The 25,270-nt window shown below is 69.0% G+C and carries 22 protein-coding genes and 2 pseudogenes; 7 read left to right on the forward strand and 17 right to left on the reverse strand.

Features of this window, described 5'->3' with window-relative positions; translation table 11 throughout:
* Positions 1 to 3: 3 nt before the first annotated feature.
* A complete protein-coding gene (locus tag ABZ552_RS29495) occupies positions 4 to 1,194 on the reverse strand; it encodes an FAD-dependent oxidoreductase (protein WP_357441240.1) in 1,191 nt (396 codons plus the stop codon).
* 607 nt (positions 1,195 to 1,801) lie between these two features.
* On the opposite strand from ABZ552_RS29495, the gene ABZ552_RS29500 reads away from it, so the two are divergent.
* The 4 genes from ABZ552_RS29500 to ABZ552_RS29515 all read left to right on the forward strand — a co-directional run bounded on the left by ABZ552_RS29500 (position 1,802) and on the right by ABZ552_RS29515 (position 5,613).
* A complete protein-coding gene (locus ABZ552_RS29500; protein ID WP_281918221.1) occupies positions 1,802 to 2,737 on the forward strand; it encodes a hypothetical protein in 936 nt (311 codons plus the stop codon).
* Between the two features lie 67 nt (positions 2,738 to 2,804).
* Positions 2,805 to 3,428, forward strand: a complete 624-nt coding sequence (locus ABZ552_RS29505; protein ID WP_281918222.1) for a 1,4-alpha-glucan branching protein — start codon at positions 2,805 to 2,807, stop codon at positions 3,426 to 3,428.
* Between the two features lie 103 nt (positions 3,429 to 3,531).
* Entirely contained in the window at positions 3,532 to 4,128 is a 597-nt protein-coding gene (locus tag ABZ552_RS29510) for a DUF308 domain-containing protein (RefSeq protein ID WP_281879795.1), read from the forward strand.
* 54 nt (positions 4,129 to 4,182) lie between these two features.
* Complete coding sequence (locus ABZ552_RS29515) at positions 4,183 to 5,613, forward strand: S8 family serine peptidase (RefSeq protein WP_281879797.1); 1,431 nt, start codon at positions 4,183 to 4,185, stop codon at positions 5,611 to 5,613.
* 265 nt (positions 5,614 to 5,878) lie between these two features.
* Here the strand turns inward: ABZ552_RS29515 and ABZ552_RS29520 are convergent, their stop codons facing one another.
* The 3 genes from ABZ552_RS29520 to ABZ552_RS29530 form a co-directional block, all read right to left on the reverse strand.
* Positions 5,879 to 6,715 carry an alpha/beta hydrolase gene (locus tag ABZ552_RS29520; RefSeq protein WP_281879799.1) on the reverse strand — a complete coding sequence of 279 codons (837 nt, stop codon included), beginning with the start codon at positions 6,713 to 6,715 and terminating at the stop codon, positions 5,879 to 5,881.
* Positions 6,712 to 7,299: a TetR/AcrR family transcriptional regulator gene (locus ABZ552_RS29525; RefSeq protein WP_350356385.1), complete on the reverse strand. Its 588-nt coding sequence runs from the start codon at positions 7,297 to 7,299 to the stop codon at positions 6,712 to 6,714. The genes ABZ552_RS29520 and ABZ552_RS29525 overlap by 4 nt, the downstream gene beginning before the upstream one ends.
* Before the next feature lie 345 nt (positions 7,300 to 7,644).
* Positions 7,645 to 7,887 (reverse strand): GntR family transcriptional regulator, encoded by a 243-nt coding sequence (locus ABZ552_RS29530; RefSeq protein ID WP_281918223.1) that lies wholly within the window; start codon positions 7,885 to 7,887, stop codon positions 7,645 to 7,647.
* A gap of 200 nt (positions 7,888 to 8,087) precedes the next feature.
* On the opposite strand from ABZ552_RS29530, the gene ABZ552_RS29535 reads away from it, so the two are divergent.
* The 3 genes from ABZ552_RS29535 to ABZ552_RS29545 are packed head-to-tail and all read left to right on the forward strand — an operon-like array spanning position 8,088 to position 9,753.
* Positions 8,088 to 8,372, forward strand: coding sequence for a hypothetical protein (locus ABZ552_RS29535; protein WP_159840714.1), 285 nt, complete (start codon positions 8,088 to 8,090; stop codon positions 8,370 to 8,372).
* Entirely contained in the window at positions 8,372 to 8,920 is a 549-nt protein-coding gene (locus ABZ552_RS29540) for a DUF6879 family protein (RefSeq protein WP_281879801.1), read from the forward strand. The genes ABZ552_RS29535 and ABZ552_RS29540 overlap by 1 nt, the downstream gene beginning before the upstream one ends.
* A gap of 5 nt (positions 8,921 to 8,925) precedes the next feature.
* Positions 8,926 to 9,753, forward strand: coding sequence for a helix-turn-helix transcriptional regulator (locus ABZ552_RS29545; protein WP_245663650.1), 828 nt, complete (start codon positions 8,926 to 8,928; stop codon positions 9,751 to 9,753).
* Between the two features lie 65 nt (positions 9,754 to 9,818).
* On the opposite strand, the gene nuoN is transcribed toward ABZ552_RS29545, so the two are convergent.
* The 13 genes and pseudogenes from nuoN to ABZ552_RS29610 all read right to left on the reverse strand — a co-directional run bounded on the left by nuoN (position 9,819) and on the right by ABZ552_RS29610 (position 25,231).
* On the reverse strand, positions 9,819 to 11,444 hold the full coding sequence (gene nuoN, locus ABZ552_RS29550; RefSeq protein ID WP_357441248.1) for an NADH-quinone oxidoreductase subunit NuoN: 1,626 nt from the start codon (positions 11,442 to 11,444) through the stop codon (positions 9,819 to 9,821).
* Positions 11,441 to 13,066 carry an NADH-quinone oxidoreductase subunit M gene (locus ABZ552_RS29555; RefSeq protein WP_281918224.1) on the reverse strand — a complete coding sequence of 542 codons (1,626 nt, stop codon included), beginning with the start codon at positions 13,064 to 13,066 and terminating at the stop codon, positions 11,441 to 11,443. The genes nuoN and ABZ552_RS29555 overlap by 4 nt, the downstream gene beginning before the upstream one ends.
* Entirely contained in the window at positions 13,063 to 14,949 is a 1,887-nt protein-coding gene (gene nuoL / locus ABZ552_RS29560) for an NADH-quinone oxidoreductase subunit L (RefSeq protein WP_281879804.1), read from the reverse strand. The genes ABZ552_RS29555 and nuoL overlap by 4 nt, the downstream gene beginning before the upstream one ends.
* A gap of 1 nt (position 14,950) precedes the next feature.
* A complete protein-coding gene (gene nuoK, locus ABZ552_RS29565) occupies positions 14,951 to 15,250 on the reverse strand; it encodes an NADH-quinone oxidoreductase subunit NuoK (RefSeq protein ID WP_159840702.1) in 300 nt (99 codons plus the stop codon).
* Positions 15,247 to 16,077 carry an NADH-quinone oxidoreductase subunit J gene (locus ABZ552_RS29570; RefSeq protein ID WP_195085403.1) on the reverse strand — a complete coding sequence of 277 codons (831 nt, stop codon included), beginning with the start codon at positions 16,075 to 16,077 and terminating at the stop codon, positions 15,247 to 15,249. The genes nuoK and ABZ552_RS29570 overlap by 4 nt, the downstream gene beginning before the upstream one ends.
* Positions 16,074 to 16,658, reverse strand: a pseudogene (gene nuoI / locus ABZ552_RS29575) (NADH-quinone oxidoreductase subunit NuoI); the annotation flags it as partial. The gene ABZ552_RS29570 and the pseudogene nuoI, both read right to left, overlap by 4 nt.
* Positions 16,659 to 16,667: 9 nt before the next feature.
* Positions 16,668 to 17,972 (reverse strand): annotated as a pseudogene (gene nuoH, locus ABZ552_RS29580) (NADH-quinone oxidoreductase subunit NuoH); the annotation flags it as partial.
* Positions 17,965 to 20,397 carry an NADH-quinone oxidoreductase subunit G gene (locus ABZ552_RS29585; protein ID WP_357441348.1) on the reverse strand — a complete coding sequence of 811 codons (2,433 nt, stop codon included), beginning with the start codon at positions 20,395 to 20,397 and terminating at the stop codon, positions 17,965 to 17,967. The pseudogene nuoH and the gene ABZ552_RS29585, both read right to left, overlap by 8 nt.
* A gap of 101 nt (positions 20,398 to 20,498) precedes the next feature.
* Positions 20,499 to 21,821 carry an NADH-quinone oxidoreductase subunit NuoF gene (gene nuoF, locus ABZ552_RS29590; protein WP_281879805.1) on the reverse strand — a complete coding sequence of 441 codons (1,323 nt, stop codon included), beginning with the start codon at positions 21,819 to 21,821 and terminating at the stop codon, positions 20,499 to 20,501.
* Positions 21,818 to 22,588, reverse strand: coding sequence for an NADH-quinone oxidoreductase subunit NuoE (gene nuoE / locus ABZ552_RS29595; RefSeq protein ID WP_281918226.1), 771 nt, complete (start codon positions 22,586 to 22,588; stop codon positions 21,818 to 21,820). The genes nuoF and nuoE overlap by 4 nt, the downstream gene beginning before the upstream one ends.
* Positions 22,585 to 23,904: an NADH dehydrogenase (quinone) subunit D gene (gene nuoD / locus ABZ552_RS29600; RefSeq protein ID WP_281879809.1), complete on the reverse strand. Its 1,320-nt coding sequence runs from the start codon at positions 23,902 to 23,904 to the stop codon at positions 22,585 to 22,587. Before nuoD ends, nuoE begins: the two co-directional genes overlap by 4 nt.
* Positions 23,904 to 24,680 (reverse strand): NADH-quinone oxidoreductase subunit C, encoded by a 777-nt coding sequence (locus ABZ552_RS29605; protein ID WP_281918227.1) that lies wholly within the window; start codon positions 24,678 to 24,680, stop codon positions 23,904 to 23,906. The genes nuoD and ABZ552_RS29605 overlap by 1 nt, the downstream gene beginning before the upstream one ends.
* Positions 24,677 to 25,231: an NADH-quinone oxidoreductase subunit B gene (locus ABZ552_RS29610; RefSeq protein WP_043691073.1), complete on the reverse strand. Its 555-nt coding sequence runs from the start codon at positions 25,229 to 25,231 to the stop codon at positions 24,677 to 24,679. Before ABZ552_RS29610 ends, ABZ552_RS29605 begins: the two co-directional genes overlap by 4 nt.
* Positions 25,232 to 25,270 lie beyond the last annotated feature (39 nt).

Raw genomic sequence — 25,270 nt, forward strand, 5'->3', positions numbered from 1 at the left:
ACTCTATGCGGCGACCACGTCGTGCGAGTGCTCTCGGGCGGGGGCCGAGCGGTACCGGCGACTCGGCATTCCGAAGGTCGGGTGACTCAGGGCCCAGGCGGCGGTGTCGAGGATCGCCGACTTGACGCGCGCGGCCGTCCGGCCACGAAGGGCCCACGACTTCGATCGCGCGGCACCGTCGACCGGCTGGTAGATCGCGTCTTTGCGGCCGAGGCTGATGTGGTTGCCGACATACGACATCGCGAACGTCGGGATATCGCGCCCGGTCCGGTCCCCGATGATCGCGGCCGTCGCCTGCTTGCTCGTGGGTCCCGCGGAAGCGCAGGACATCGGCAACGGCCGACCGTTGTCACCGATGACGAAGACGCTGTCACCGGCGACATAGATATCCGGGTGCGAGACCGACCGCATGTGCCGGTCGACGGTGATCTGGCCGTTGGGTTCCACCGCGAGGCCGCTGGCGGCGGCGATCGGGTGGACGGCGAAGCCTGCGGCCCACACGGTCGCGTCGGAGGCGAAAGCGGTGCCGTCGGCGGCGACCGCCGCCGCCTGTTCGACGCGCACGATGCTGGTGTGCTCGTGGACGGTGATACCGAACCGGTCGAAGGAACGCAGCAGGTGACGACGGGCCTTCGTGCCCAGCCAGCCGCCCAGTTCGCCGCTGGTGGCGAGGCCGACCCGAAGTCCTGGACGGGATTCGGCGATCTCGGTGGCGGCCTCGATCGCGGTCAGGTTGCCGCCGACCACCAGCACCTTCCCGTCCGCGCCCAGCTCGTCCAGGCGTGCGCGCAGGCGCAGCGCGGCCGGTCGCGCAGCCATGTGGAAGGCATGGCCATCGACGCCGGGAACGCCGTGGTCGGCGGCGGTGCTGCCGAGCGTGTAGAGGAGGGTGTCGTATTCGAGCCGGTCGATGCCGTTGCCATCGGCGACGGTGACGGTCCGGTGCTCGGCGTCGATGGTGGTTACCCGCGCGACTCGTAGCCGGATACCGGTGCCCGCGAATATCTCCGCCAGCGGCCGGTGGCGGAGATCCTGGCCGGCGGCGAGCTGATGCAGGCGCAGTCGCTCGACGAAATCGGGTTCGGCGTTGACGACGGTGATCTCGAAGTCCTCGGGGTGAAGTCGGCGCGCCAGGTATCCGGCGGAGAAGGCTCCGGCGTATCCGGCCCCGAGGACGACGATGCGGTGCTTCATGGTTCGCTCCTGTCTGGGTTCGCGTGCTCCCTGAACGAGACAGCCCCCGAATTCCTGACAGCATCAACCAGTGACGTGGGTCACCGCTGAGGCTTCGGCAGACGAATGACGTCGGCCGAGGGATACGGCGCTGCGATGACGCCCTGATCCGGCGAGCCCGCGGATGCGCGCCTTCTATGGGTGCCGGCCACATCGAGATCGGCCGGGCATGGGAGTGTGGCCTGCCCGGTGGGCAACCCACGCGAGGACGTGCAGGCCGGAGTGCGCTCGAGCGCGTTCTGCGGTCGTAGTGAAAGCACCTGCTCACCGCGCCTGCCGCGCAGGGCAGCATCCTGGCAGCTGGACATTTCCGCTGCCGACCGCGATTCACCGAGCGGCCGAGCTCGGGCTCGGGCGGTGAGACAGACGCTACGATCTGGCCGTGTCGAAGGTGTGCAACTATCCGGGCTGCTCCCGTCCCATCACGAGTGCAGCGGGGCCCGGCCGTCCCTCCGAGTACTGTGATCGGCCGGATCACACGCGATGGCGCGCGTGGCGGGAACGGCAACGGCAGCAACGGGAATCCGAGGCGGCAGCTGCTCCCGTCACTGTGACGCAACCGGGGCCGGTGACTGTCGCGCGGTTGCGCGCCGATGAACTGCTCACCCAATTCCGCGGGCTCGCCGAGCAGTTGAACACCACGCTCAGCGCCGCCGTCGCAGAGTTGTCCACGCTCGCCGACCCGGCGATCGCCGAAGCCCAGGTGCAAGCAGTACAGGTCGACGCCGCACGGCGGATCGCCGAGGCGGAGGGCGCGGCCGTGGCGGCCGAGCAGGCCCGGCGGGAGGCGCACGAGGCCAGGGAACTCGCCGAGTCCGCCGCCGACGACGCGGCGAGCGCTGCCGAGCAGGCCGAAGCACGGATCGCGGAGGCCGATGCGGCGCGCGACGACGCGCTGCGCGAAGTCGAACGAGTCACCAAGCAGGCAGCAGACGAGGTGTTCGCGGCCCGCAGCGCAGCGGAAGCCGAGATACGCACCGTGCGCCGTGAGTCCGCCGAGCAGGCCGAACGCCTCGAACAGCAAGCCGCGGAAAAGGTTCAGCGAGCCGAACGCCGCGCCGAGGCCGACATCGCGCAGGCCCGGCGGGAAGCGGCGGCACAGATCGCGGCCGCCCACTCCGAACGCGATCTCGCCGCCCAGCGCGCAGCCGACGCCGAACGAGCGGCCGAGCGAGCCGAACGCACCGCCGCCGAACGTGCCGAAGCCGCCGACGAGGCACGAGCCGAATGGCGGCGAGTACGCGCTGAACTCGACGCCACCCGCAGCGAGCTCGCCGACACCCGTCGCGCCACGGCGGCCGAACTCGCCTCCGTCCGCGCCGAGGCCGCAGCCGCCGTCGAGAAGGTGCGTGTGGAAGCCGCGCAACGTCTGGAAGCGCTGGACGAAGCCCGCGCCCAGACCCTCGCGCGCGCCGAACGCGCCGAAGCCCAACTGGACGAACTCCTCGCCGAAACTCGCCGCAAGCCGCCCGCTACCGAACCGGAACGGCGCGGTGACGCGTGATCGGCCCGATGCGGTGCCGACCGCATTCTCGGTACAGCAGTGTGACCAAGAGAATGGATGATCCGGCATGTCCGTCGTTCACCGGACCACCATGGTCCCCACCAAGATGGAACTGCTTGCCTCGTGGTTGCCCAGTCGTGCCTGGTATCGCGGGGCGAACCAGGCGGATCTCCAGAAAGCCGGTGGATTCCGGCTCGACGACCCGGAGGGGGAAGTCGGGATCGAATTCCTGGCGGTCACAGATCACTCCGGAGCGCGGCCGTGCACCTATCACGTTCCGCTGACTTACCGGGGCTCGCCCCTACCGCAGGCCGCCGACGCGCTCGTGGGCACTTCCGAACACGGTGTGCTCGGCACCCGGTGGGTGTACGACGCCACCCGTGACCCGGTGGCGGTGGCCCAGATCGTCGCCTTGCTCACCGGAAAGGCGCGACCGCAGGCCCAGAACGAAAGCAACGCGCCGGATTCCTCGGTCACCGTCCGCAGTGCCGACACGCTCTCGCTCGCACAAGGATTCGGTGTCGCCCGAGACGAATCGGTGTGCACCGATATCCCGGTGGGCGAGCGGACCGTGCGAGTCCATCGTCTTCTGCAGGTAGCGGAACCGGCCGTCGCCGGTCATGTCATCGCCCCTTGGCTACTACATGACGGCACTACCGTCACCGGCGTATTCATCGAGCTGGCTGCGTAATTCGAGGATGTCCGGCAGACCTACCGGACACCCGCGCGTGGATGACGGTGCCGTGGTGAGGCAAACGAGCCGCTAACCGTAACTCCGGTCATATCATGTAGCTATGCCCGAAACCGAAGTTCGAGGGCGTACGGAACCACTGGCCGGCGCGGTCCGGCAGACGGTACTGGTGGCCGGTGCCTGCTCGATGATCATGGGTGTGGCTCTAGCGGTGTGGCCGCACAAGTCGCTGCCGGCAGCGGAACTGCTGTCCGGCTGCTATTTACTGCTCAACAGCGTCCTGCAATCGGTCGTGGCGGTCGGTGCCCGCTTCGCCACGCCGTTACGAGTGCTCGTGCTGGTCAGTGGCATAGTGTCGGCTCTGCTGGCGGCGTTGTGCTTCGCGGGCGGGAATTCCACTCCGCTGCTGTCGTTCTGGATCGGATTGGCCTGGGCGATCCGCGGGATCTGCCACGCCACGGTCGCGGTCTGGGTCGACGACCTGACCCGGCGCGGATGGCACGAGCTGTTCGGACTGGTCACGCTGGCGTTCGGCGTGCTGGTGAGCGCGGTGCTGTTCGAGTCGCCGGACGCGCTCGGCTGGGTGGCCGGGCCGTGCCTGGTCGCGATCGGGACGATGGAAGCTCTGTTCGCCACGGGTTCCCGGCGTGACGTGGTCACGATGCCGGGCGTGGTGCCGAGCTTGCGCCTGGATGGCTGAGCACGAGAACACATCCGGTGGCGAGCCGTGTCCTGTCCAGGTTGACTGGGCGTTATGGCATCCCAGCACTTCGCGCTCCGGTCACCCGCGGAGCTGATCGTGATCACCCACGGCGTCGACACCGCAATCACGCCGATCGCTCTGAACGACAGTCGCGGCGCGCAATCACGTCTGGCGGAACTGCTCCCGCCCGGTGGTGAACTCGTGCGGATCTTCGGACCGGCCAACCGTTTGGAGCGCAGACTCACCGGCACCCCGCACCTGGAGACGGGCGGGGCATACCTCAACTACTTCTTCGTCCGCGGTGTCACCGGCGAACTCGACGAGCTGGCCGCGCGCCTGCGAGCCGCCGACGAGGTGGCGGCGGCATATGTGAAGCCGCCCGCCGAACCGCCTCTCGCGCCGGAAGGCGCGCGAGCGATCACCGGCCGCTCCGCTGCCGAGGCGCCGCCGGTGACGCCGGATTTCGCGGTGCGGCAGGGGTACTTGGACGCGGCCCCGCAGGGCATCGATGCCCGGTGGGCCTGGACGGTACCCGGGGGCCGCGGGACCGGCGTTCGCGTGGTGGATATCGAGGGCGCGTGGCGGTTCACCCACGAGGACTTGCAGGTCAACCAAGGCGGGGTGATCGGCGGCAGTCCCTCACCGCAGCAGGGCTGGCGCGACCACGGCACCGCGGTCGCCGGGGTGATCAGCGGCGACGTGAATGCCTACGGGATCACCGGGATCGTTCCCGAGGCCTACATCCGTGCGGTGTCGATCTTCGGATCCGGTTCGGCCGCCGCGATCCGCTCCGCCGCGGATGCGCTGAACACCGGCGATGTGATGCTGCTCGAACTGCACCGTCCCGGCCCCCGATTCGCCTACGCCAACCGGCCGGATCAACGGGGCTACATCGCGATCGAATGGTGGCCCGACGACGCCGCGGCGATCCGCTACGCGGTCGGCAAAGGCGTCATCGTGGTGGAGGCGGGCGGTAACGGCGGCGAGGATCTCGACGACGCGATCTACGACACCCGCCCGGCGGAGTTCCCGGATACTTGGCGCAATCCGTTCCGCGGCGGCGCGGCCGACTCCGGCGCGATCGTCGTCGGAGCCGGTGCACCCCCACCCGGCTTCCACGGCCGCGACCACGGCCCGGCCCGATCCCGCCTCTCCTTCTCCAATTACGGGGAACGGGTCGACGTGCAAGGCTGGGGACTGGAAGTCACCACCACCGGGTACGGCGACCTGCAAGGCGGACCCGACGAGGACCTCTGGTACACCGACGTATTCGCCGGAACGTCGAGCGCGTCGCCGATCGTGGTCGGCGCGGTCACGAGCTTCCAGGGAATGAGCGCGGCCGCGGCCGGACGCAAGACGCCCGCGGAGGTGCGTGCGCGGCTGCGGGACACCGGCTCGCCGCAGACCGATGCGCCGGAACGTCCCGCGACCCAGCGCATCGGCAATCTGCCGGATCTGAAGTCGATGATCCTGCCGCGATAGGCCGTCGGGGGACCATCCCACCGGGGACGAAGTACTCGGACTCAGTCGAGTGACCAGTGCTGGTTCAGTCGATTACGCCAAGTGAAATCCGGTCGGTGATTAGTTGACAGGAATGGAATCCAGCTCAGGCAGCAGCTGATGGCCTACCGGCAGCGACTCACTCGGCAACGGTGCTCGATCGCGTCGGCGGGGAGGAGCTACAGCTCGGGCCCGGTCGGCACTTCAGCGATGGTCGACCGGGCCGTGCCCTGACCGGTCACGATGATCACTCCACGCGCGCGGCCAGCAGCAATTCGAGCAGCACCTGGGCGAATTCGGCGGGTGCGTCGGTGAATCCGCTGTGGCCGCCGGGAAACTCGGTGAGCGGAATGTTCAGCTGCGCGGCGAGTGTCTGCGCGGGACGGTAGGGGAGCTTGCCCTTGCTTTCCCGGCCCGCGCCCAGCACGAGGCGATCGATGACCGGCCTCAAGGCCGCCACATCGGGCAGATGCGAGGTGATCGTGCGCAATTCGTGTTCCATGTTGCGCGGTGCGTTGGCGTGCAGACGTTCGATCATCGCCGCGGCGCGCGGCGAGAGCTGGGCGGTGTCGGGCATGTTTACGCCTCCGCCGATGCCTTCGAGGAAGCGGGCGCCCGCCGCGGCGAGACCGTCGGTGACGAACAGTTCGTACACCTCGTCGACGAACGCCTTGTGTTCGGCGGCGTCGGGCAGCACGCCGAAAGACGGTGGCTCGTGTGCGATCACCAGCCGTAACCGCTGGGGATGGCGGGCGAGCAGATCGAGCGCGACCACCGCGCCGCCGCTGCCGCCGAACACGTAGGCGTCTTCACCCGCAGGCGTGAGGCGCTCCAGCAGGAGGTGGGCGTCCTCGCTCTGCACGTGGACCTCGATATCGGCCGGTGGGCCGGGGTCGAGCACGCTGCGGGAGTAGCCGCGCGGGTCGATGGTGACCACGGTGAAGTGTCGCGCGAGCGGTTCGAGGATGGGGTCGAAGACCGCCGCGTCGCCTCCGCTTCCCGGTAGCAACAGCAGCACCGGCCCGGCGCCGCTCACCTCGTAGTACAGCGTGGCTCCCGGTACGCGCAGAGTGCCGGATCTCATTGTTTCTCCTTGTTCTCGGCCGGCCACTGCTCGAGGGTGACGTGCAGGGCATCGATGATGCGTTCCCAGGAGTCGGCCGTGGAGCGCGTGTGTCCGAATCCGCCGGTCGCCTCGAGAACGCTGTAGCCGTGAAAGGTGCTGCGCAGCAATCGCACGGCGTCCGTCTGGTCGGGTTCGGCCAAACCGTAGGCGCGCAGCATGCTGTAGGTCAGTTCGACGGCGCGCAGCGCGCCGGTCGCGGTGCGCGCGACTTCCGGATCGAACGGGAGTTGCGTCGCGGCGTACCGGCCGGGGTAGCGCAGGGCGTAGTCCCGCCAAGCGTGGGCGTAAGCGGCGAGTGCGTGGCGTCCGGCGCGACCGGCCACCGCGGCCGCGATCAGCTCGGTCTTCTCCGTGGCCGCCAGCACGGCGACGCGCGCGCGGAGGTCGCGCAGATTCTTGACGTGGGAATACAGGCTCGCGTCCTGCACGCCGAACTTCTTGGCCACCGCCGACATGGTGACGTTGTCCAGTCCGATGTCGTCGGCGAGATCTGCCGCGGCGCGGGTGATTCGCTCCGCGGTCAGCCCGGCTCGAGCCATCATGCGCGCCTCCATTCCTAGTTCTACTAGTTTATAACCTAGGAGCCTTAGGTTTGCAAAGTCGAGGAGGTGCTTCGGCAGGCACACCGGTATTCGGGCTACGAACCGCTGCCTTGCCCAACGGACCTTTGGAAGCGTCCGTCGTCGAGGCGTGGCAAACCGATCAGCTGGCCCGGCGAACCGTCGCAGCTTGTTCCGGAAGTGGATTCGGCCTGACGTTGGCCACGGAGCGCCGCGACGATCGAACGTTCGCGAACCGCATGGCCGACCGATGTCACCGAGTCGGCATTCCGCCGGCAAGTCCATCCGGACAACCTCGGCGCCCCGACCGAAGCCGCACGAATCGGCTCACAAAGTGAATCGCCGTCCCTTCGCGGCCCATTCGCCCCGGCCCCGCGGGGTGATGGACCAGCGGCCGCGATGCTGACAATCCATGATCAGACCGCGCGACTGCAGGCGCAGCAATGCGCTGCGCACCGTCCATGAGGTCAGTCGCGCCTGCTGAGCCAGTTGCTCGACGGTGAGCAATCCTCCTGGCGCCAGCACACCCAGCACCGCGAAATCGGCGGCAGTCCTGGGTCGTCTCATCATATCGCAGCCCTTTCCCTCGGGGAGAAGGCAACCCAGGAATCGACTGAGGCTCGGCGGCCGGAGTTGCCGAATCGACGGTAGAAGCCACACCGACACCCTCGCCATGACTTTGCGCGACTTTGCGAATCGCGTTGACCGGCAGCGCCTCCGGTGGGGACGATTGCACGACATCGTCCGTCAGCTCTCGCAAAGGATCAGCTATGAACCTGCGACTTCTCGGATCCGGATCCGATCATGGAGCTTGTCCCGCCGTGTACGCCACCGACACCGGCGTGCTCGTGGTGCAGGGCGATGCCACCGACCGCACCGGGACGGTCCTCGTGCCGCACCAGTTGCTGGACTGGCTGGAACCGGGCATGTGGCTACGGGTGGAGGCGAGCGGAACGTGCGGTTCGGTGCTGGTAGCCGGTGAACCGGTCACCGATCCGGAACTGCTCGCCCAGCTGACCCTCGACTGTCACGAAACCGCCGTGGTGGTGCGCTGATGTTGCACGTCGTCGGCGACCGCTGTTTCGAGCCGCTCTTCCGGGCGGCTCGATTCCGTGCCTTCCATCTGGAGGTTCGAGACCACTACGTGATGGAGGACGAGCAGGAAGCCTTGCGCCGCTTCGATGCCGGAGTAGCGTACGAGCGAGAGGAACAGCCCGAGTCGTGGAAAGCCTGGGACGCTCTGATGGTCGAGTCAGCCACGCGCGGGGTCACGCTCGAGCGGCTGCGCGTCGTGACCGTCCCGCACACCGGCTACACCCGATGGCTGGTGTCGGCGACCGACGACAACATCGCCACCGGCGAGACCGTGCGCTGGCTGCCGCGGCATCTGATCGACCCACTCGATCTGCCCTCCGACGATTACTGGCTGTTCGACACGAACCTCCTCGCCTTCAACACCTTCGCGGAGAACGGGGCGTTCATGGGGCTGTCGATCACCACCGACCCGGCGCTGATCGCCCGCTACCTGCAGGTGCGGGAACGACTGTGGCCCAAGGGCATCGATCATCAACGATATTCCGAGAGTGAGCACGTACCCGAGTGAACGGTGTGTCGGACGCACGCGAGGTGCTGGGCGCGCGCCTGCGTGAACTACGTCGTGCCGCCCACCTGACCGGCCTGGAGCTGGCCGCGAGATGCGGCTGGCATTCCAGCAAGGTGTCGCGGATCGAGGGCGGCAAGCAGACGCCTTCGGAGGCGGATCTCGCCGCGTGGTGCGAGGCGTGCGGCAATACCGCCGTGCTGGACGATTTGGTCGCCAACGCGCGCAATCTGCAGTCTATGTACCTGGAATGGCAGCGCACCGTCGCCTCCGGGCACGCGCGCAGGCAACGGCAGTCGATCGATCTGGAGGCGCAGACCACGCAGATCCGCTGGTACGCCCCGGACACCTTGCCGGGACTGCTGCAAACCGAGGGCTACGCGCGCGCGATCCTGACCGCCTGCATCGCGGTCACCGGTGGACGCGACGACCTGGAGGACGCGGTGGCCGCGCGCATGGCCCGCAAGCAAGTGCTCTTCCGGGCCAAGCACCGGTTCCATTTCGTGGTCAACCAGGCCGCGCTGTGGCGCACGGTCGGCGACGCCGCCACCATGGCCGAACAACTCGCGCACCTGCTGGCCGTGATGGCCAACCCCAGGGTGCGGCTGGGCATCATCCCGATTTGCGCCGACTACCGCGCCCCCGCGACGAACTTCGTCATCTACGACCGCGCGCAGGTGCTCACCGAGACGGTCTCGGCCGAGCTCACCATCACGCGTCCGTCGGAAATCGCTCTGCACGAGCGGACCTTCGCGATCCTCGCCGACCAAGCCGAGTACGGCGATCGCGCCCGCGCGCTGATCGCTAAGGCGCTGGAACGCCGCCGCGGCAGCTGAGTGCACGCGACGGCGCGACGGCGATGCCGCCACTGTCGTCCAGCGGCGGCACCGCCGCCTCGGGGTCAGCGCACGAAGGTCGCCGCCTGGCCGGCGAGGTCGAGCAGCGGCTGTGGGAAGACGCCGAGCGCGAAGGTCACCGCCGCGGTGATCGCCACGATCGTTGTCGTCACCGGCGGGGACACCAGCACCGGAGCGTCGGCGGGCGGGTCGGTGAAGAACATCAGCACGATGACCCGCAGATAGAAGAACGCCGCGACGGCGCTGCAGATCACGCCGATGACGACCAGCGGTGCCGCACCGCCGGAGGCGGCGGCCTCGAAGACGGCGAACTTGCTGACGAAGCCGCTGGTGAGCGGCAGTCCGGCGAAAGAGAGCAGGAACAGCGCGAAAACCGTGGCCAGCCAAGGGGAGCGGCGGCCGAGCCCGGCCCATCGCGGCAGGCCGGTCGCTTCGTCGCCGTCCGGTTCGCGGACCAGGCTGACCACCGCGAACGCGCCGAGCGTGCCGATACCGTAGGCGGCCAGATAGAACAGCACCGCCGCGACACCGCGGTCGTTGGCCGCCACCGGACCGGTGAGCAGGAAACCGGCGTGCGCCACCGAGGAATACGCGAGCATTCGTTTGACGTCGGTCTGCGTGATCGCCATGACCGCGCCGACGGCCATGGTGGCGATCGCGACGGCCGCGAGGATGGGCCGCCAGTCGTCGCGCAGGCCGGGCACCGCGACCTGGAGCACGCGCACCAGCGCGCCGACCGCCGCGATCTTGGTGGCTGCTGCCATAAAAGCGGTGATCGCGGTCGGAGCGCCCTGGTAAACGTCGGGCACCCAGGACTGGAACGGCACCGCGCCGATCTTGAACAGCAGGCCGACCGCGAGCATCGCGATCCCGAGCTCCGCCAGCGTCGCGTTGTCCGGATGCTGCGCGATCGCGTCGGCGATGCCGCCGAGCCGCACCGTACCCGCCTGGCCGTACAGCAGCGCGACGCCGTAGAGGAAGAACGCCGAGGAGAACGCGCCGAGCAGGAAGTATTTCAGCGCCGCTTCCTGGGACAGCAACCGCTTGCGCCGGGCCAGTCCGCACAGCAGGTACAGCGGAAGCGACAGCACTTCGAGGGCGACGAACATGGTCAGCAGGTCGTTGGACGCCGGGAACAGCAGCAGGCCGCCGACGGCGAGCAGCGTCAGCGGGAACACCTCGGTGGTCGCCACGCCCGCGCGCAGCGCCGCCGCTTCGGCCGCGCTGCCTGGTACCGCCGATGCCTGCGGCGTGAACGCGTCCACGCCCCGTTCCCGAACAGCGGCGGCGCGGCTCCAGGTTCCCGGACCCGACCGCGCCTGCGTACGGGGCTCGGCTCCGCGCTCGGCGATGAACAACACTCCCAGGATCGATACGACAAGGATGGTGCCTTGCAGGAACAGCGTCACACCGTCGATCGCGACCGCACCGGCGACGGCGGCGGTCTCGGTGCCCGCCAACGCCACCACGGCGATCAACGCCGCCGCCAGCCCGGCCACGCTCAGCACCAAGTGGGTGGCATAGCGGTAGCGCCGGGCGACGAACGCTTCGGCCAGGACGCCGAGGACGGCGGCGCCGAACACGATGAGCATCGGGGACAGGGCGCCGTATTCGATGCTCGGCGCGGGGACGCTCGCGGCGAGCGTCGTAGCGGAGGCCGGGACGTTCACTTGTGGGCACCTCCGGACTGGTGGGCCGATCCCGCTTCCGGCAGTGGTGGTGTCGAGGGCGCGGGATCGTTGCGGCCGATGGTGGTGAGCGTCTGGCTCACCGCGGGATTGATGAAGTCGGTCAGGACCTTCGGATAGATGCCGAGGAACAGCAGCGCGACGATCAGCGGCACCACCACGGCGACTTCGCGCGGCGCGAGATCATAGATGCGCTCGTTGCCCTTCTTCACCGGCCCGGTCATCATCCGCTGGTAGAGCCACAGAATGTAGAGAGCCGCGAGCACCAGCGCGCTGGCGGCGACCACGGCAGCGAACTGGTAGCGGGTGAATGTCCCGATCAGCACCAGGAATTCACTGACGAAGGGGGCGAGCCCCGGCAGCGACAGCGTCGCCAGACCGGCGATGAAGAAGGTGCCTGCCAGCACGGGAGCCACCTTCTGCACGCCACCGTACTCGGCGATGAGCCGGGTACCGCGCCGCGAGACCAGGAATCCGGCCACCAGGAACAGCGCGGCGGTGGAGATGCCGTGGTTGACCATGTACAGCGTCGCGCCGGTTTGGCCCTGGCTGGTCATGGCGAAGACGCCGAGGATGATGAAGCCGAAGTGGGAGATCGAGGTGTAGGCGATCAGGCGCATCACGTCGGTCTGCCCGATGGCCAGCAGGGCGCCGTACACGATGCCGATCACCGCGAGCGTGATCACCAGCGGCGCATAGGTGTCCGACGCGCCGGGGAAAAGGAGCAGGCAGTAGCGCAGCATGCCGAAGGTGCCCACTTTGTCGACCACCGCCATCATCAGCACGGCGCTGGACGGCGTCGCCGCGACGGCGGCGTCGGGCAGCCAGGTGTGCAGCGGCCACAGCGGGGCCTTGACCGCGAAGGCGAACATGAAGCCGAGGAACAGGGCATTGAGCACCGCGGGCCCGGCGCCGAGCTGCCCGGTGTTGGCGGCGGCGACCACCGTGCGGAAATCGAACGTGCCCGCGGATCCCTCGCCCAGCCCTTCGCGCGCGGTGAGGACGTACAACCCGATCACCGCCGCCAGCATGATCAACCCGCCGAACAAGTTGTAGAGCAGGAATTTCACCGCCGCACGGGAACGCTGCCTGCGCAGCAGGGCATCCCCGGTGCGCGGCCCGAACCCGCCGATGAGGAAGTACATCGGGATGAGCATCGCCTCGAAGAACACGTAGAACAGCAAGATGTCCAGGGCGACGAAGGAGACCAGCACCATCGCCTCGACGAGCAGAGTGAGCGCGACGTAGGTGTGGGCCACCCGTTTGCCGCTGCCGACTTCGCGTTCGTCGTGCCAGCCCGCCAGGATCAGCAGGGGCACCAGCGCCGCGGTCAGCAGCACCAGGACCAGCGCGATGCCGTCGAGGCCGAGGGTGTAGCCGGCGCCGAACGCCGGAATCCATTGGTGGGATTCGACGAACTGGTATTGGCCTCCGGCGGTATCGAACCGCACGGCCAGCCCGATGCCGATACCCAGGACGAGCACCGAGAAGCCCAGTGCCACGGCTCGAGCGAGGGTGCGCTGCGCGGCAGGCAGTACCAGTACGATCGCCGCACCGACGACCGGGGCCAGCCACAGCGTCGTCAACCAGGGGAACTCGTTCACCACAACCTCACCGCCAGCAGGGCGGCAGCCACCAGGGCCGCGCCGGTGAACATGGACAGGGCGTAGGAGCGCACGAATCCGGACTGCACGCGCCGGGCCCGTGCGGACAACCCGCCGATCAGTGCCGCGGTGCCGTTGACGACGCCGTCGATGCCGCGGTTGTCGAGGAAGACCAGCGCCCGGGTCAGATGCCGGCCGGGCCGCATGAACGCGGCTTCGTTGACCGCGTCGCCGTAGAGGTCGCGGCGCGCGGCCACGGTCAGCGCGGACACGGTTTCGGGCGCGGTCTCGGGGATGTCGCGTTGTGCGTACTGCGAGTAGGCGACCGCGACGCCGACGGCGACCACGCCGAGCGCGAGTACTGTGACCAGCGCCGCGGGGACGGTCTCGGTGCCGTGGTGGGCGCCGACGACCGGTTCGAGCCAATTCTGCAGCGAGGAGCCGAACACGAACACCGCTCCGGCCCCGACCGAGCCGAGGGCGAGCAGGATCATCGGGCCGGTCATCACCGCGGGAGACTCGTGCGGGTGGGTGTCCGGTTTCCAGCGGCGCTCGCCGAAGAACGTCATCAGCATCACCCGCGTCATGTAGAACGCGGTCAGGCCCGCGCCGAGCAACGCCGCCGAGCCGAGCGCGATCCCGTTCACCCCGCCTTGGTTGAACGCCGCTTCGATGATCCGGTCCTTGGAGAAGAATCCGGCGAACGGCGGCACCCCGATGATGGCCAGGTAGCCGAGACCGAAGGTGACGTAGGTGATCGGCAGCAGGGTGCGCAGTCCGCCGTAGCGGCGCATGTCGGTTTCGTCGTCCATCGCGTGCATGACCGAACCGGCGCCGAGGAACAGCCCGGCCTTGAAGAACCCGTGGGTGAGCAGGTGCATGATGGCGACGGCGTATCCGGCGGGGCCGAGTCCGGCGGCCAGCACCATGTAGCCGATCTGGCTCATCGTGGAGGCGGCCAGCGCCTTCTTGATGTCGTCCTTGGCGCAGCCGATGATCGCGCCGAACAGCAGGGTGACCGCGCCTACCAGCACCACGCCGAGGCGCGCGTTCGGCGCGAGGTCGAAGATCGCGTGGGAGCGCGCGATCAGGTACACGCCCGCGGTGACCATGGTGGCCGCGTGGATGAGCGCCGACACGGGGGTGGGGCCCTCCATCGCGTCACCGAGCCAGGACTGCAGCGGGACCTGGGCGGACTTGCCACAGGCGGCCAGCAGCAGCAACAGGCCGATCGCGGTGAGCGTGCCCTCGCTCGCGGCGGGCGCGGCGCCGAACACGACGCCGAAGTCGATCGACCCGAACGTCGCGAACATCACCATCATCGCGATGGCCAAGCCCATGTCACCGACCCGGTTGACCACGAACGCCTTCTTCGCCGCCGTTGCCGCCGAGGGCTTCTCGTGCCAGAACCCGATGAGCAGGTAGGAGGCGAGGCCGACGCCCTCCCAGCCGAGGTAGAGCACGAGGTAGTTGTTCGCCAGGACCAGCAGCAGCATCGCCGCGAGGAAGAGATTCAGGTAGGCGAAGAACCTTCGTCGCGCCGGATCGTGGCTCATGTAGCCGATCGAGTAGACGTGGATGAGCGAACCCACGCCGGTGATCAGCAGCGCGAAGCACATCGACAGCTGGTCCACTTGCAGCGAGAAGTCGACCTGCAGGCCGGCCACCGGGACCCAGCTGAACAGGTTCTGGTGCATCGCGCGGTCGGCGGTGTCGCGGCCGAGCATGTCGGCGAACCCGAGCACGGCGACCGCGAACGAGGCCAGCGCGATCGCGGTGCCGAGCAGATGACCCCACTTGTCGGCGTAGCGTCCGGTCAGCAGCAGGACGACAGCGCCCGCCAGGGGGAGGGCGGGCAGCAGCCACAGCGTTGCGGTGTCCACGTCAGAACTTCAGCAGGTTGGCGTCGTCGACCGAGGTCGAGCGGCGGGCGCGGAAGATGGTCATGATGATGGCCAGGCCGACGACCACCTCGGCCGCGGCGACCACCATCGTGAAGAACGCGAACACCTGCCCGTCGAGGTCGTCGTGCATCCGGGCGAAGGTGACGAACGCGAGGTTCACCGCGTTGAGCATCAGCTCGATGCACATGAACACCACGATGGCGTTGCGCCGCAGCAGCACTCCGGCCGCGCCGATGGTGAACAGCAGGGCGGACAGGAACAGGTAGTTCTCGGGATTCACCGGTTGCCTTCCTCGTCGCTGGGGTTGTCGGTCCCGTCCGATGCGGGCGTGGTGCCGACCGAGATCACGGCCGCTTCGGTGAGCGCCCTGGTGCGGCGGTGCCGCAGGATGGTGCTGACCGACAGTTCCTCGAACGACCCGTCGGGCAGCCGCGCGGGGATGTCCACCGCGTTGTGCCTGGCGTAGACGCCGGGGGTGGGCAGGGGAGTCGCGCGGTGTCCCTTCTCGCGGAACCGGCGGCGCGACAGTTCGCGCTGATCGGTGCGTGGTCCGAAGTGCTCGCGGTGGGCCAGCACCATGGCGCCGATGGTGGCGGTGATCAGCAGGGCGCCGGTGAGTTCGAAGGCCCACACGTAGCGCAGGAAGATCAGCTCGGCCAGTTCGGCGATCACGTCGCGACCGGGGAACCCGGTGGCGGGGAACGTGATCGCGGACTCCCGCACGCCGTGGGCGATGCCGCCGCTGAGCAGCAGCCCGAAGCCGAGGCCCACCGCGGCCGCGGCGAGCCGCTGGCCGCGGATGGTCTCCTTCAGCGATTCGGCGGAGTCGACACCGACGAGCATCAGCACGAACAGGAACAGCATCATCACCGCGCCGGTGTAGACCACGATCTGCACCACGCCGAGGAACAGCGCGTCCTGGGCGATGTAGAACGCGGCCAGCGCGATCATCGTGGCGGCCAGGCACAGCGCGGAATGCACCGCCTTGGGGGCGAACACCATGCCGAGCGCGCCGAGCACGGCCAGCGGGGCGAGGATCCAGAATTGGACGGTCTCGCCGGTGGAGGCGCGGGTCAACGGCTCCGCGGCCAGGATCAGTTCGGTCACCGTGTCGCTCCTTCCACGCCTGTGGTGGCGGGTCGCCGGGGCGCATCGGTCGCCGTGGCTCCGTTGGTGGCCGGCGCGGCGCCGGGCACCCGGCCGAGGTAGTAGTCCGCCTCGTCGGCGCCGGGGTGCATGGCGTGCGGCGGCGCGGTCATCCCGGGCTGCAGCGGGGCGAGCAACCGGTCCTTCTCGTAGATGAGATCGGCTCGGTTGTCGTCGGTCATCTCGTAGTCGTTGGTCATCGTCAGCGCCCGGGTGGGGCAGGCCTCGATGCACAAGCCGCAGCCGATGCAGCGCAGGTAGTTGATCTGATAGACCCGCCCGTATCGCTCACCGGGGGAGAACCGTTCGGTCTCGGTGTTGTCGGCGCCTTCGACGTAGATCGCGTCCGCCGGGCAGGCCCACGCGCACAGTTCGCAGCCGATGCACTTCTCCAGGCCGTCGGGATGGCGGTTGAGCTGGTGCCTGCCGTGGTAGCGCGGCGCGGTCGGCGTCTTCTGTTCGGGATAGAACTCGGTGTTGGGCTTCTTGAACATGGTCGCGGCGGTGACCGCGAACCCGGACAGCGGCTCGAACAGGCCCGCTTTGGCGCGGGTGGCGTCGCGCGCGTGCGCGTCGGCGGGCAGCGGCGGCACCGGGAAACCGAGGAAGACCGTCGAATCGGTGGCATCCGCGGCGGCGGGTTCCTCGACCGGTGGCGGGGTCGCCCCGGCCCGGCCTGCCCGCAGGAACTGCAACACCAGCAGGCCGGTGACCAGCACGCCGCCGATCACGAGGATCGGGGTCTGCACCGGATAGCCCTCAGCTTGCAGCACCCGCGCGGTGGCCACCACCATGACCCATGCCAGCGAGGTCGGGATCAGCAGTTTCCAGCCCAGGTTCATGAATTGGTCGTAGCGCAGCCGGGGCAGGGTGCCGCGCAGCCAGATGAACACGAACAGGAACGTCCAGACTTTGGCGGTGAACCACAGCACCGGCCACCACCCGGAGTTCGCGCCGTCCCACATGTTCAGCGGCCACGGCGCCCGCCAGCCACCCAGGAACAAGGTGGTGGCCAGCGCGGACACGGTGCCCATGTTGACGTATTCGGCCAGCATGAACATGGCGAACTTGAGCGAGGAGTACTCGGTGTGGAAGCCGCCGACCAGCTCGCCCTCGGCCTCGGGCAGATCGAACGGCGCCCGGTTGGTCTCGCCGACCATCGAGACGCAGTAGATCAGGAACGACGGCAGCAGCAGGAACACATACCAGGTGCCTTCCTGCGCGGACACGATGCCGGAGGTGGCCATGGTGCCCCCGAGCAGGAACACCGTCGCGAAGCACAGCGCCATGGCGATCTCGTAGGAGATGACCTGCGCGGTGGAGCGCAACCCGCCCAGCAGCGGATAGGTGGATCCCGACGACCAGCCGGCCAGCACGATGCCGTAGACGCCGATGGAGGTGATCGCGAGGATGTACAGCACCGCCACCGGCAGATCGGTGAGCTGCAGCGGGGTGGTGACGCCGAAGACCGACACCTGCGGCCCGAGCGGGATCACCGCGAACGCCATGAAGGCGGGCACCACCGAGATGACCGGCGCCAAGATGTAGATCGGCTTGTCCACGATCGCCGGGACGATGTCCTCCTTGAGGGCCATCTTCACGCCGTCGGCGATGCTCTGCAGGGAGCCGAACGGCCCGGTCCGGTTCGGGCCGATCCGCATCTGCATGCGCGCCACGATCTTTCGTTCCGCGAGCACGGCGATCAGCGGAATCAGCATCAGATAGATGAAGACGGCCACGGCTTTGGCGATCACGAGCCACAGCGGGTCGTGTCCGAAGCCCGCGGGAGTGTACGGATCCGAGGCCGCGGCGTGCGCCACCGCGGACGAAGCGACGAGTGTGGCGAGATCACTCATGACGGTGCTCCTTCATCCTCTCGTCGGCGTGCCGCAGATGCACGATCGCGCCGGGCTGGACGGCGAGCTGCTCGGCGATGGAGCAGCCGGGCGAGTGCTGCGGCAGCCACACCACCCGATCGGGGAGGTCGCTGATCATCAGCGGGAGCGTGACCGCGCCGCGGCCGGTGGCGACGGTGACCGGATCGTCGGGTTGCGCGCCGAGTTCGGCGGCGGTGGCGGCCGACAGGCGTACTACCGGGGGCCGGGCGATGCCGGCGAGATTCGGTTCGCCGTCCTGCATGCGTCCCTCGTCCAGCAGCATCCGCCAACTGGCGAGCACCGCGGTGCCGGGTTGGGGCTGCGGCAGCGGATGCGGCGGGTGGGTGGGCGCGGAGACGGGCGCGCCGTCCCACGCGCCGAGTTCGGCGAGTTCGGCGCGGGCGGACTCGATGTCGGGCAAGCCCAGGCGCACCGACATCTCCTCGGCGATGGCGTGCAGCACCCGCTGATCCGACAGCGGCGCGCTCTGGCGGCGCACCATGTCGTCGCCGAGCGCGGCGGCGAACGGGCGCGGCCTGCCCTCCCAGGTGCGGAAGGTTCCGGCCTTCTCCATGGCCGCGGCCACCGGGAACACCACGTCGGCGCGTTCGGTGACCGGACTGCGGCGCAGTTCCAGGCTCACCACGAACCTGGCCGCGTCGATGGCGGCCAGCGCGGCGGCCGGGTCGGGCAGGTCGGCGACGTCGACGCCGCCGATGACGAGAGCACCGAGACCGGACGCGGCCTCCAGGATGGCCGTCGTGTCCCGGCCCGCGCCGACGGGCAGCTCGGGCACGTTCCAGACCGCCCGGACCTGTTGGCGGGCACGCGGATCGGCGACCGGCCGTCCGCCGGGCAGCAGGCCGGGCAGCGCGCCCGCTTCGACCGCGCCGCGTTCGCCGGCCCGGCGCGGCACCCACGCGAGGGCTGCTCCGGTTTCCTCGGCCAGGCGCACGGCGGCCGACAGCGCACCCGCGACGCCGGCCATCCGCTCACCGACCATGATCACCGCGCCGGGTTCGCGCAGCAGCCGGGCCAGATCGGCCAGCTGGGCGGGATCCGCTCCGGGGGTGGTGATCTCGCCGGTGCGGATGGCGTCGAGCAGATGCGGTTCGGCGCCCGGCACGGTGCGCATCAGCCGTCCGGACATGCGGTCGAGTCCGCGTGAGGAGTACGGCGCGAGCGAGTAGATCGGCAGCCGGTGCTTGCGTGCGGCCTTGCGCAGCCGCAGGTAGACGATCGGCGACTCTTCTTCGGGTTCGAATCCGACGAGCAGGACGACCGGCGCGGCCTCCATGCTGTCGTAGGTCACCGTGCCGTCCTGGCCGGCGACGCGGGCGGCGAGGAAATCGGCCTCCTCCGCCGAATGCGCGCGGGCGCGGAAGTCGATGTCGTTGGTGCCGAGGGCGACTCGGGCGAATTTGGCGTAGGCGTAGGCGTCCTCCTCGGTGACCCGGCCGCCGACCAGCACGCCCGCGTTGCCGAACGACGCGGCCAGTCCCTCCGCGGCCGCGGCCAGCGCCTCCGACCAGGAGGCGGGGGCCAGCTCGCCGTCCCACCCGCGCACCAGGGGCGTGGTGAGCCGGTCGGGTTCGCTGGCGTAGGTGAACGCCCACCGGCCCTTGTCGCAGTTCCACTCTTCGTTGACCTGCGGGTCGTCCCCGGCCAGCCGGCGCAGGACCTTGCCGCGCCGGTGATCGGTGCGCTGTGCGCAGCCGGAGGCGCAGTGCTCGCAGACGTTCGGGCTGGAAACCAGGTCGAACGGACGCGCGCGGAACCGGTAGGCGGTGCCGGTGAGCGCGCCGACCGGGCAGATCTGCACGGTGTTGCCGGAGAAGTAGGAATCCAGCGGCTCGGCCTGCGCGGTGCCGACCTGTTGCAGCGCACCGCGATCCATCAGTTCGATGAACGGATCGCCCGCGATCTGCTGGGAGAACCGGGTGCAGCGGGCGCAGAGCACGCAGCGTTCCCGGTCCAGCAGCACGGCCGTGGACAGCGGAATCGGTTTGGGATAGGTGCGTTTGCGTCCGTCGAACCGGGATTCGGCGCGGCCGGTGGACATCGCCTGGTTCTGCAGCGGGCACTCGCCGCCCTTGTCGCACACCGGGCAGTCGAGCGGATGGTTGATCAGCAGCAGTTCCATCACGCCCTCCTGCGCCTTGTCGGCGGCGGGCGAGGTGAGCTGGGTGCGGACCACCATGCCGTCGGTGACGGCCATGGTGCAGGAGGCGACGGGCTTGCGCTGTCCCTCGACCTCCACCAGGCATTGGCGGCAGGCGCCGACCGGGTCGAGCAGCGGATGGTCGCAGAAGCGGGGTACCTGGATGCCGATCAGTTCGGCGGCACGGATCAGCAGCGTGCCGGGCGGCACGCTGACCTCCGTGTCATCGATGGTCAGCGTCACCAGGTCGGCGGGAGCGGGTCCGCCCGTGTGGTTCCGCACGACGGCGGGCCCACCCGTCGTCCGGCCGCCACCTCGGATCGAGTCGCTGCGCGATACCGGTTTCATCGGACCTCTCCTCCTGACTCGGCCCATGCGGTGGAGCGCGCCGGGTCGAATGGGCATCCGCCGAGCCGCAGGTGCTCGGCGTATTCCTCGCGGAAGTACTTCAGCGAGGAGATGATCGGACTGGCCGCGCCGTCGCCGAGGGCGCAGAACGACTTGCCGTTGATGGTGTCGCTGATGTCGAGCAGTTTGTCCAGGTCGGACGCAACGCCGGTGCCCGCTTCGATCCGTTCCAGCAGCTGCACCAGCCAGTAGGTGCCCTCCCGGCACGGGGTGCACTTGCCGCAGGACTCGTGGGCGTAGAACTGGGTCCAGCGCAGCACGGCCCGCACCACGCAGGTGGTGTCGTCGAAGATCTGCAACGCCTTGGTGCCGAGCATGGAGCCCGCGCCCGAGACGCCTTCGTAGTCGAGCGGCACGTCGAGGTGTTCTTCGGTGAACAGCGGCGTGGAGGAGCCGCCCGGCGTCCAGAACTTCACCCGGTGCCCGGCGCGCACGCCGCCCGCGTAGCCGAGCAGCTCGCGCAGCGTGACGCCCAGCGGCGCCTCGTACTGTCCCGGCCGGGTCACGTGACCGGACAGCGAGTAGAGGGTGAATCCGGGTGACCTCTCACTGCCCATCGAGCGGAACCAGGCGATGCCGTTGCGGATGATCGGCGGCACGCTGGCGATCGATTCCACGTTGTTCACCACGGTCGGGCAGGCATACAGACCGGCGACGGCGGGGAACGGCGGACGCAGGCGCGGCTGGCCGCGGCGGCCTTCCAGCGAGTCCAGCAGCGCGGTCTCCTCACCGCAGATGTAGGCGCCCGCGCCCGCGTGCACGATCAACTCGAGGTCGTAGCCGGAGCCGAGGATGTCATGACCGAGGAAGCCCGCCGCGTAGGCCTGGGCCACCGCGGCGTGCAGCCGCCGCAGCACCGGAACCACCTCGCCGCGCACGTAGATGAACGCGTGCGCCGCGCGAATGGCGTAGGCGGCGATGATGACGCCTTCGATCAGCGCGTGCGGCGCGGCGAGCATCAGCGGAATGTCCTTGCAGGTGCCTGGTTCCGACTCGTCGGCGTTCACCACCAGGTAGTGCGGTTTGGTGACGCCGTCGGGTCCAGGGCCCTGCGGGATGAAGCTCCACTTCATGCCGGTGGGGAAGCCGGCGCCGCCGCGGCCGCGCAGGCCCGCGTCCTTGACGGTCTGGATGATCTGGTCGGGTTCCATCCGCAGGGCGGTGCGCAGCGCCTGGTAGCCGTCGTGCCGCAGGTAGGTGTCCATCGTCCAGGACTGCGGATCATCCCAGTAGGTGCTCAGCACCGGAGTGAGCGTCATCGCGGGCCCTCCGGATCCTCGTGCGGCGCAGGGGCTCGCATGCCCTGTTCGCGGGCGACGCGCAGACCGGCGAGCGTCGCGTCACCGGCGGCGCCGTCGAGCACGCCGGGGCGCTCGTCGGGGAAGCCGGCGAGGATGCGGGCGGTCTGCTTGAACGTGCACAGCGGCGCGCCCCGGGTCGGGGTGACTTGCTGTCCGGCCCGCAGCGCGTCCACCAGGGCTTGCGCGGATTCGGGGGTCTGGTTGTCGAAGAACTCCCAGTTGACCATGACCACCGGCGCGAAGTCGCAGGCCGCGTTGCACTCGACGTGCTCGAGGGTGATCGATCCGTCCGCTGTGGTCTCGCCGTGCCCGATGCCGAGGTGGTGCTCGAGCGCGGCGAGGATGGCGTCGCCGCCCATGACCGCGCAGAGCGTGTTGGTGCAGACTCCGACGTGGTAGTCGCCGGTGGGGGTGCGCCGGAACATCGAGTAGAAAGTGGCCACCGCGGTGACTTCGGCGCCGGTCAAACCCAGTTGCTCGGCGCAGAACTCGATGCCGGTGCCGGTGACGTAGCCTTCCTCGGACTGCACCAGGTGCAGCAGCGGCAGCAGCGCCGAGCGCGGATGCGGATAGCGCGCGATGATCTCCTTGGCGTCGGTTTCCAGCCGTTCTCGCACGAAAGGCTGATAGGGCTCGGGCCGGGTGCTGAGCTTCAGCAGGACTTGCGTCCCGCCGGTCCCGTAGCCACCGCCGTTCGGGCTGTCACCGTGCGTTGTCTGGTTCATCGGTCCACTCCGCCCATGACCGGGTCGATGCTGGCGACCGAGGCGATGACATCGGCGACCATGCCGCCCTCGCACATCGCCGCGACCGCTTGCAGATTGGTGAACGAGGGGTCGCGATAGTGCACCCGGTAGGGCCGGGTGCCGCCGTCGCTGACCATGTGCACGCCCAGTTCGCCGCGGGGCGACTCCACCGCCGCGTACACCTGGCCCGCGGGGACGCGGATGCCTTCGGTGACCAGCTTGAAGTGGTGGATCAGCCCCTCCATGGAGGTGCCCATGATCTTGCCGATGTGCTTGGGGGAGTTGCCGAGTCCGTCCGCGCCGACCTGTAGGTCGGCCGGCCAGGCGATCTTCTTGTCGTCGATCATGACCGGGCCGGGCCGCAACCGGTCCAGGCACTGCTCGACGATCTTCAGCGACTCCTTCATCTCCTCCACCCGGATGACGTAGCGGCCGTAGCAGTCGCATCCGGTGGTGGTGGGGATGTCGAATTCGTAGTTCTCGTAGCCGCAGTAAGGCTGTGCTTTGCGCAGGTCGTGCGGCAGGCCGGTGGCCCGGAGCACGGGGCCGGTGATGCCGAGGGCCATGCAGCCCTGCAGGTCGAGGTAGCCGATGTTCTGGGTGCGGGCCTTCCAGATCGGGTTGGCGGTGAGCAGGTGTTCCATGTCGCGCAGCCGTTTGGGCAGCAGCGCGAGCAGTTCGCGCACCTTGGTGACCCCGTTGTCGGGCAGGTCCTGGGCCAGGCCGCCGGGGCGGATGTAGGCGTGGTTCATCCGCAGTCCGGTGATCGTCTCGAACACGTCGAGGATCAGCTCGCGCTCGCGGAACCCGAACAGCATCGGCGTCAGCGCGCCCAGTTCCATGCCGCCGGTGGCCAGGGCGACCAGGTGCGAGGAGATGCGGTTGAGCTCCATCAGCAGCACGCGCACGATCGTGGCGCGCTCCGGGATCTGTTCGGTGATGTCGAGCAGTTTCTCCACGCCCAGGCAGTACGCCGTCTCGTTGAAGAACGGCGACAGATAGTCCATGCGGGTGACGAAGGTGACGCCCTGGGTCCAGTTGCGGAATTCGAGGTTCTTCTCGATCCCGGTGTGCAGGTAGCCGATGCCGCAGCGGGCCTCGGTGACCGTCTCGCCTTCGATCTCCAGGATCAGCCGCAGCACGCCGTGCGTGGACGGGTGCTGCGGACCCATGTTGACGACGATGCGTTCCTCGCCCGCGCCGGACAGCGTCTCGGCCACCTGGTCCCAGTCCTGTCCCGCGACGGTGACCGTGGCGGGCTCGGGGGCGGTGACGTCGGTGTCGGTGTCGGTCATCAGCTGTATGCCCTCCGCTCGTCGGGCGGCGGGATGCGCGCGCCCTTGTATTCGACCGGGATCCCGCCGAGCGGGTAGTCCTTGCGCTGGGGGTGGCCGCGCCAGTCGTCCGGCATGGTGATCCGGGTCAGCGAGGGGTGCCCGTCGAACCGGATGCCGAAGAAGTCGTAGGTCTCGCGTTCGTGCCAGTCGGTGGTCGGATAGACCTCGTAGAGCGACGGAATATGCGGGTCCGCGTCCGGCGCGGCGACCTCCACCCGCAGGCGGCGGTTGTGCGTGATCGACATGAGGTGATAGACGGCGTGCAGTTCGCGGCCGGAATCCTCCGGATAGTGCACGCCGTCGACGCCGAGGCAGAGCTCGAAACGCAATGCGGAGTCGTCGCGCAACGCGCGAGCCACCGGCAGCAACTGCTCGCGGCGCACGTGCAGGGTGAGCTCGCCGCGGAAGACGATCACTTTCTCCAGCGCCGCGTCCAGGCGGACACCCGTGGCGGTGAGCGCGGTGCGCAGCGCGTCGACCACCTCGTCGAAGTAGCCGCCGTACGGGGCGGGCGTGCTGCCTGGGAGCGTGACCGGCCGGACCAGCCGGCCGTAACCGGAGGTGTCACCGGTGCCGGTGACGCCGAACATGCCGCGGCGCACGCCGATCACCTCGGCGCCGGCCTGTGCGGCATCCTCCTCCGGCAGGGTGCCTTCGGGGCCCGCGGTGGCCGCGGCGTCGATCGCGTCGTGCGCGGGCGGGGCGTCGGTGTCGTCGGGGGTGTCGAAGGTCATCGCAGCAGACCCTCCATCCGGATGGTCGGCGTCGAGGCGAGCGCGGCCTGTTCGGCGGCGCGGATGGCCTCCTCGCGGTTGACGCCGAGCGGCATCTGTTGAATTTTCGCGTGCAGTGCCAGGATCGCGTTCAGCAGCATCTCCGGCCGGGGCGGGCACCCTGGCAGGTAGATGTCGACCGGCACCACGTGATCGACGCCCTGCACGATGGCGTAGTTGTTGAACATCCCGCCCGACGACGCGCAGACGCCCATCGCCAGCACCCATTTCGGCTCGGTCATCTGGTCGTAGACCTGGCGCAGCACCGGGGCCATCTTCTGGCTCACCCGGCCGGCGACGATCATCAGATCGGCCTGCCGAGGCGAGGCGCGGAATGCTTCCATACCGAAACGGGCGATGTCGAACCGGCCTCCGCCGGTGGCCATCATCTCGATGGCGCAGCAGGCCAGCCCGAAGGTGGCAGGCCATAGGGAGCCTTTGCGCAGGAATCCGGCGAAATCCTCGACCGTGCTCAGCAGGAAGCCGCTGGGCAGTTTCTCCTCGAGACCCATGTTCTACTGACTCGCTTCCACTCGTCGGCTACGAATTCG

Source organism: Nocardia sp. NPDC019219 (genome assembly GCF_040632645.1).
Classification (GTDB): Bacteria; Actinomycetota; Actinomycetes; order Mycobacteriales; family Mycobacteriaceae; genus Nocardia; species Nocardia sputorum.

Excerpts from the sequence above, each read along its gene's own strand:
- ABZ552_RS29535 (WP_159840714.1), top strand. The coding sequence starts at position 8,088 with ATGAACCTGCGACTTCTCGGATCCGGATCCGATCATGGAGCTTGTCCC.
- ABZ552_RS29510 (WP_281879795.1), top strand. The coding sequence starts at position 3,532 with ATGCCCGAAACCGAAGTTCGAGGGCGTACGGAACCACTGGCCGGCGCG.
- ABZ552_RS29515 (WP_281879797.1), top strand. The coding sequence starts at position 4,183 with ATGGCATCCCAGCACTTCGCGCTCCGGTCACCCGCGGAGCTGATCGTG.
- ABZ552_RS29610 (WP_043691073.1), bottom strand. The coding sequence starts at position 25,231 with ATGGGTCTCGAGGAGAAACTGCCCAGCGGCTTCCTGCTGAGCACGGTC.
- ABZ552_RS29495 (WP_357441240.1), bottom strand. The coding sequence starts at position 1,194 with ATGAAGCACCGCATCGTCGTCCTCGGGGCCGGATACGCCGGAGCCTTC.
- ABZ552_RS29605 (WP_281918227.1), bottom strand. The coding sequence starts at position 24,680 with ATGACCTTCGACACCCCCGACGACACCGACGCCCCGCCCGCGCACGAC.
- ABZ552_RS29540 (WP_281879801.1), top strand. The coding sequence starts at position 8,372 with ATGTTGCACGTCGTCGGCGACCGCTGTTTCGAGCCGCTCTTCCGGGCG.
- nuoE (WP_281918226.1), bottom strand. The coding sequence starts at position 22,588 with ATGAACCAGACAACGCACGGTGACAGCCCGAACGGCGGTGGCTACGGG.
- ABZ552_RS29520 (WP_281879799.1), bottom strand. The coding sequence starts at position 6,715 with ATGAGATCCGGCACTCTGCGCGTACCGGGAGCCACGCTGTACTACGAG.
- ABZ552_RS29525 (WP_350356385.1), bottom strand. The coding sequence starts at position 7,299 with ATGATGGCTCGAGCCGGGCTGACCGCGGAGCGAATCACCCGCGCCGCG.
- nuoD (WP_281879809.1), bottom strand. The coding sequence starts at position 23,904 with ATGACCGACACCGACACCGACGTCACCGCCCCCGAGCCCGCCACGGTC.
- nuoF (WP_281879805.1), bottom strand. The coding sequence starts at position 21,821 with ATGACGCTCACTCCGGTGCTGAGCACCTACTGGGATGATCCGCAGTCC.
- ABZ552_RS29530 (WP_281918223.1), bottom strand. The coding sequence starts at position 7,887 with ATGATGAGACGACCCAGGACTGCCGCCGATTTCGCGGTGCTGGGTGTG.
- ABZ552_RS29505 (WP_281918222.1), top strand. The coding sequence starts at position 2,805 with ATGTCCGTCGTTCACCGGACCACCATGGTCCCCACCAAGATGGAACTG.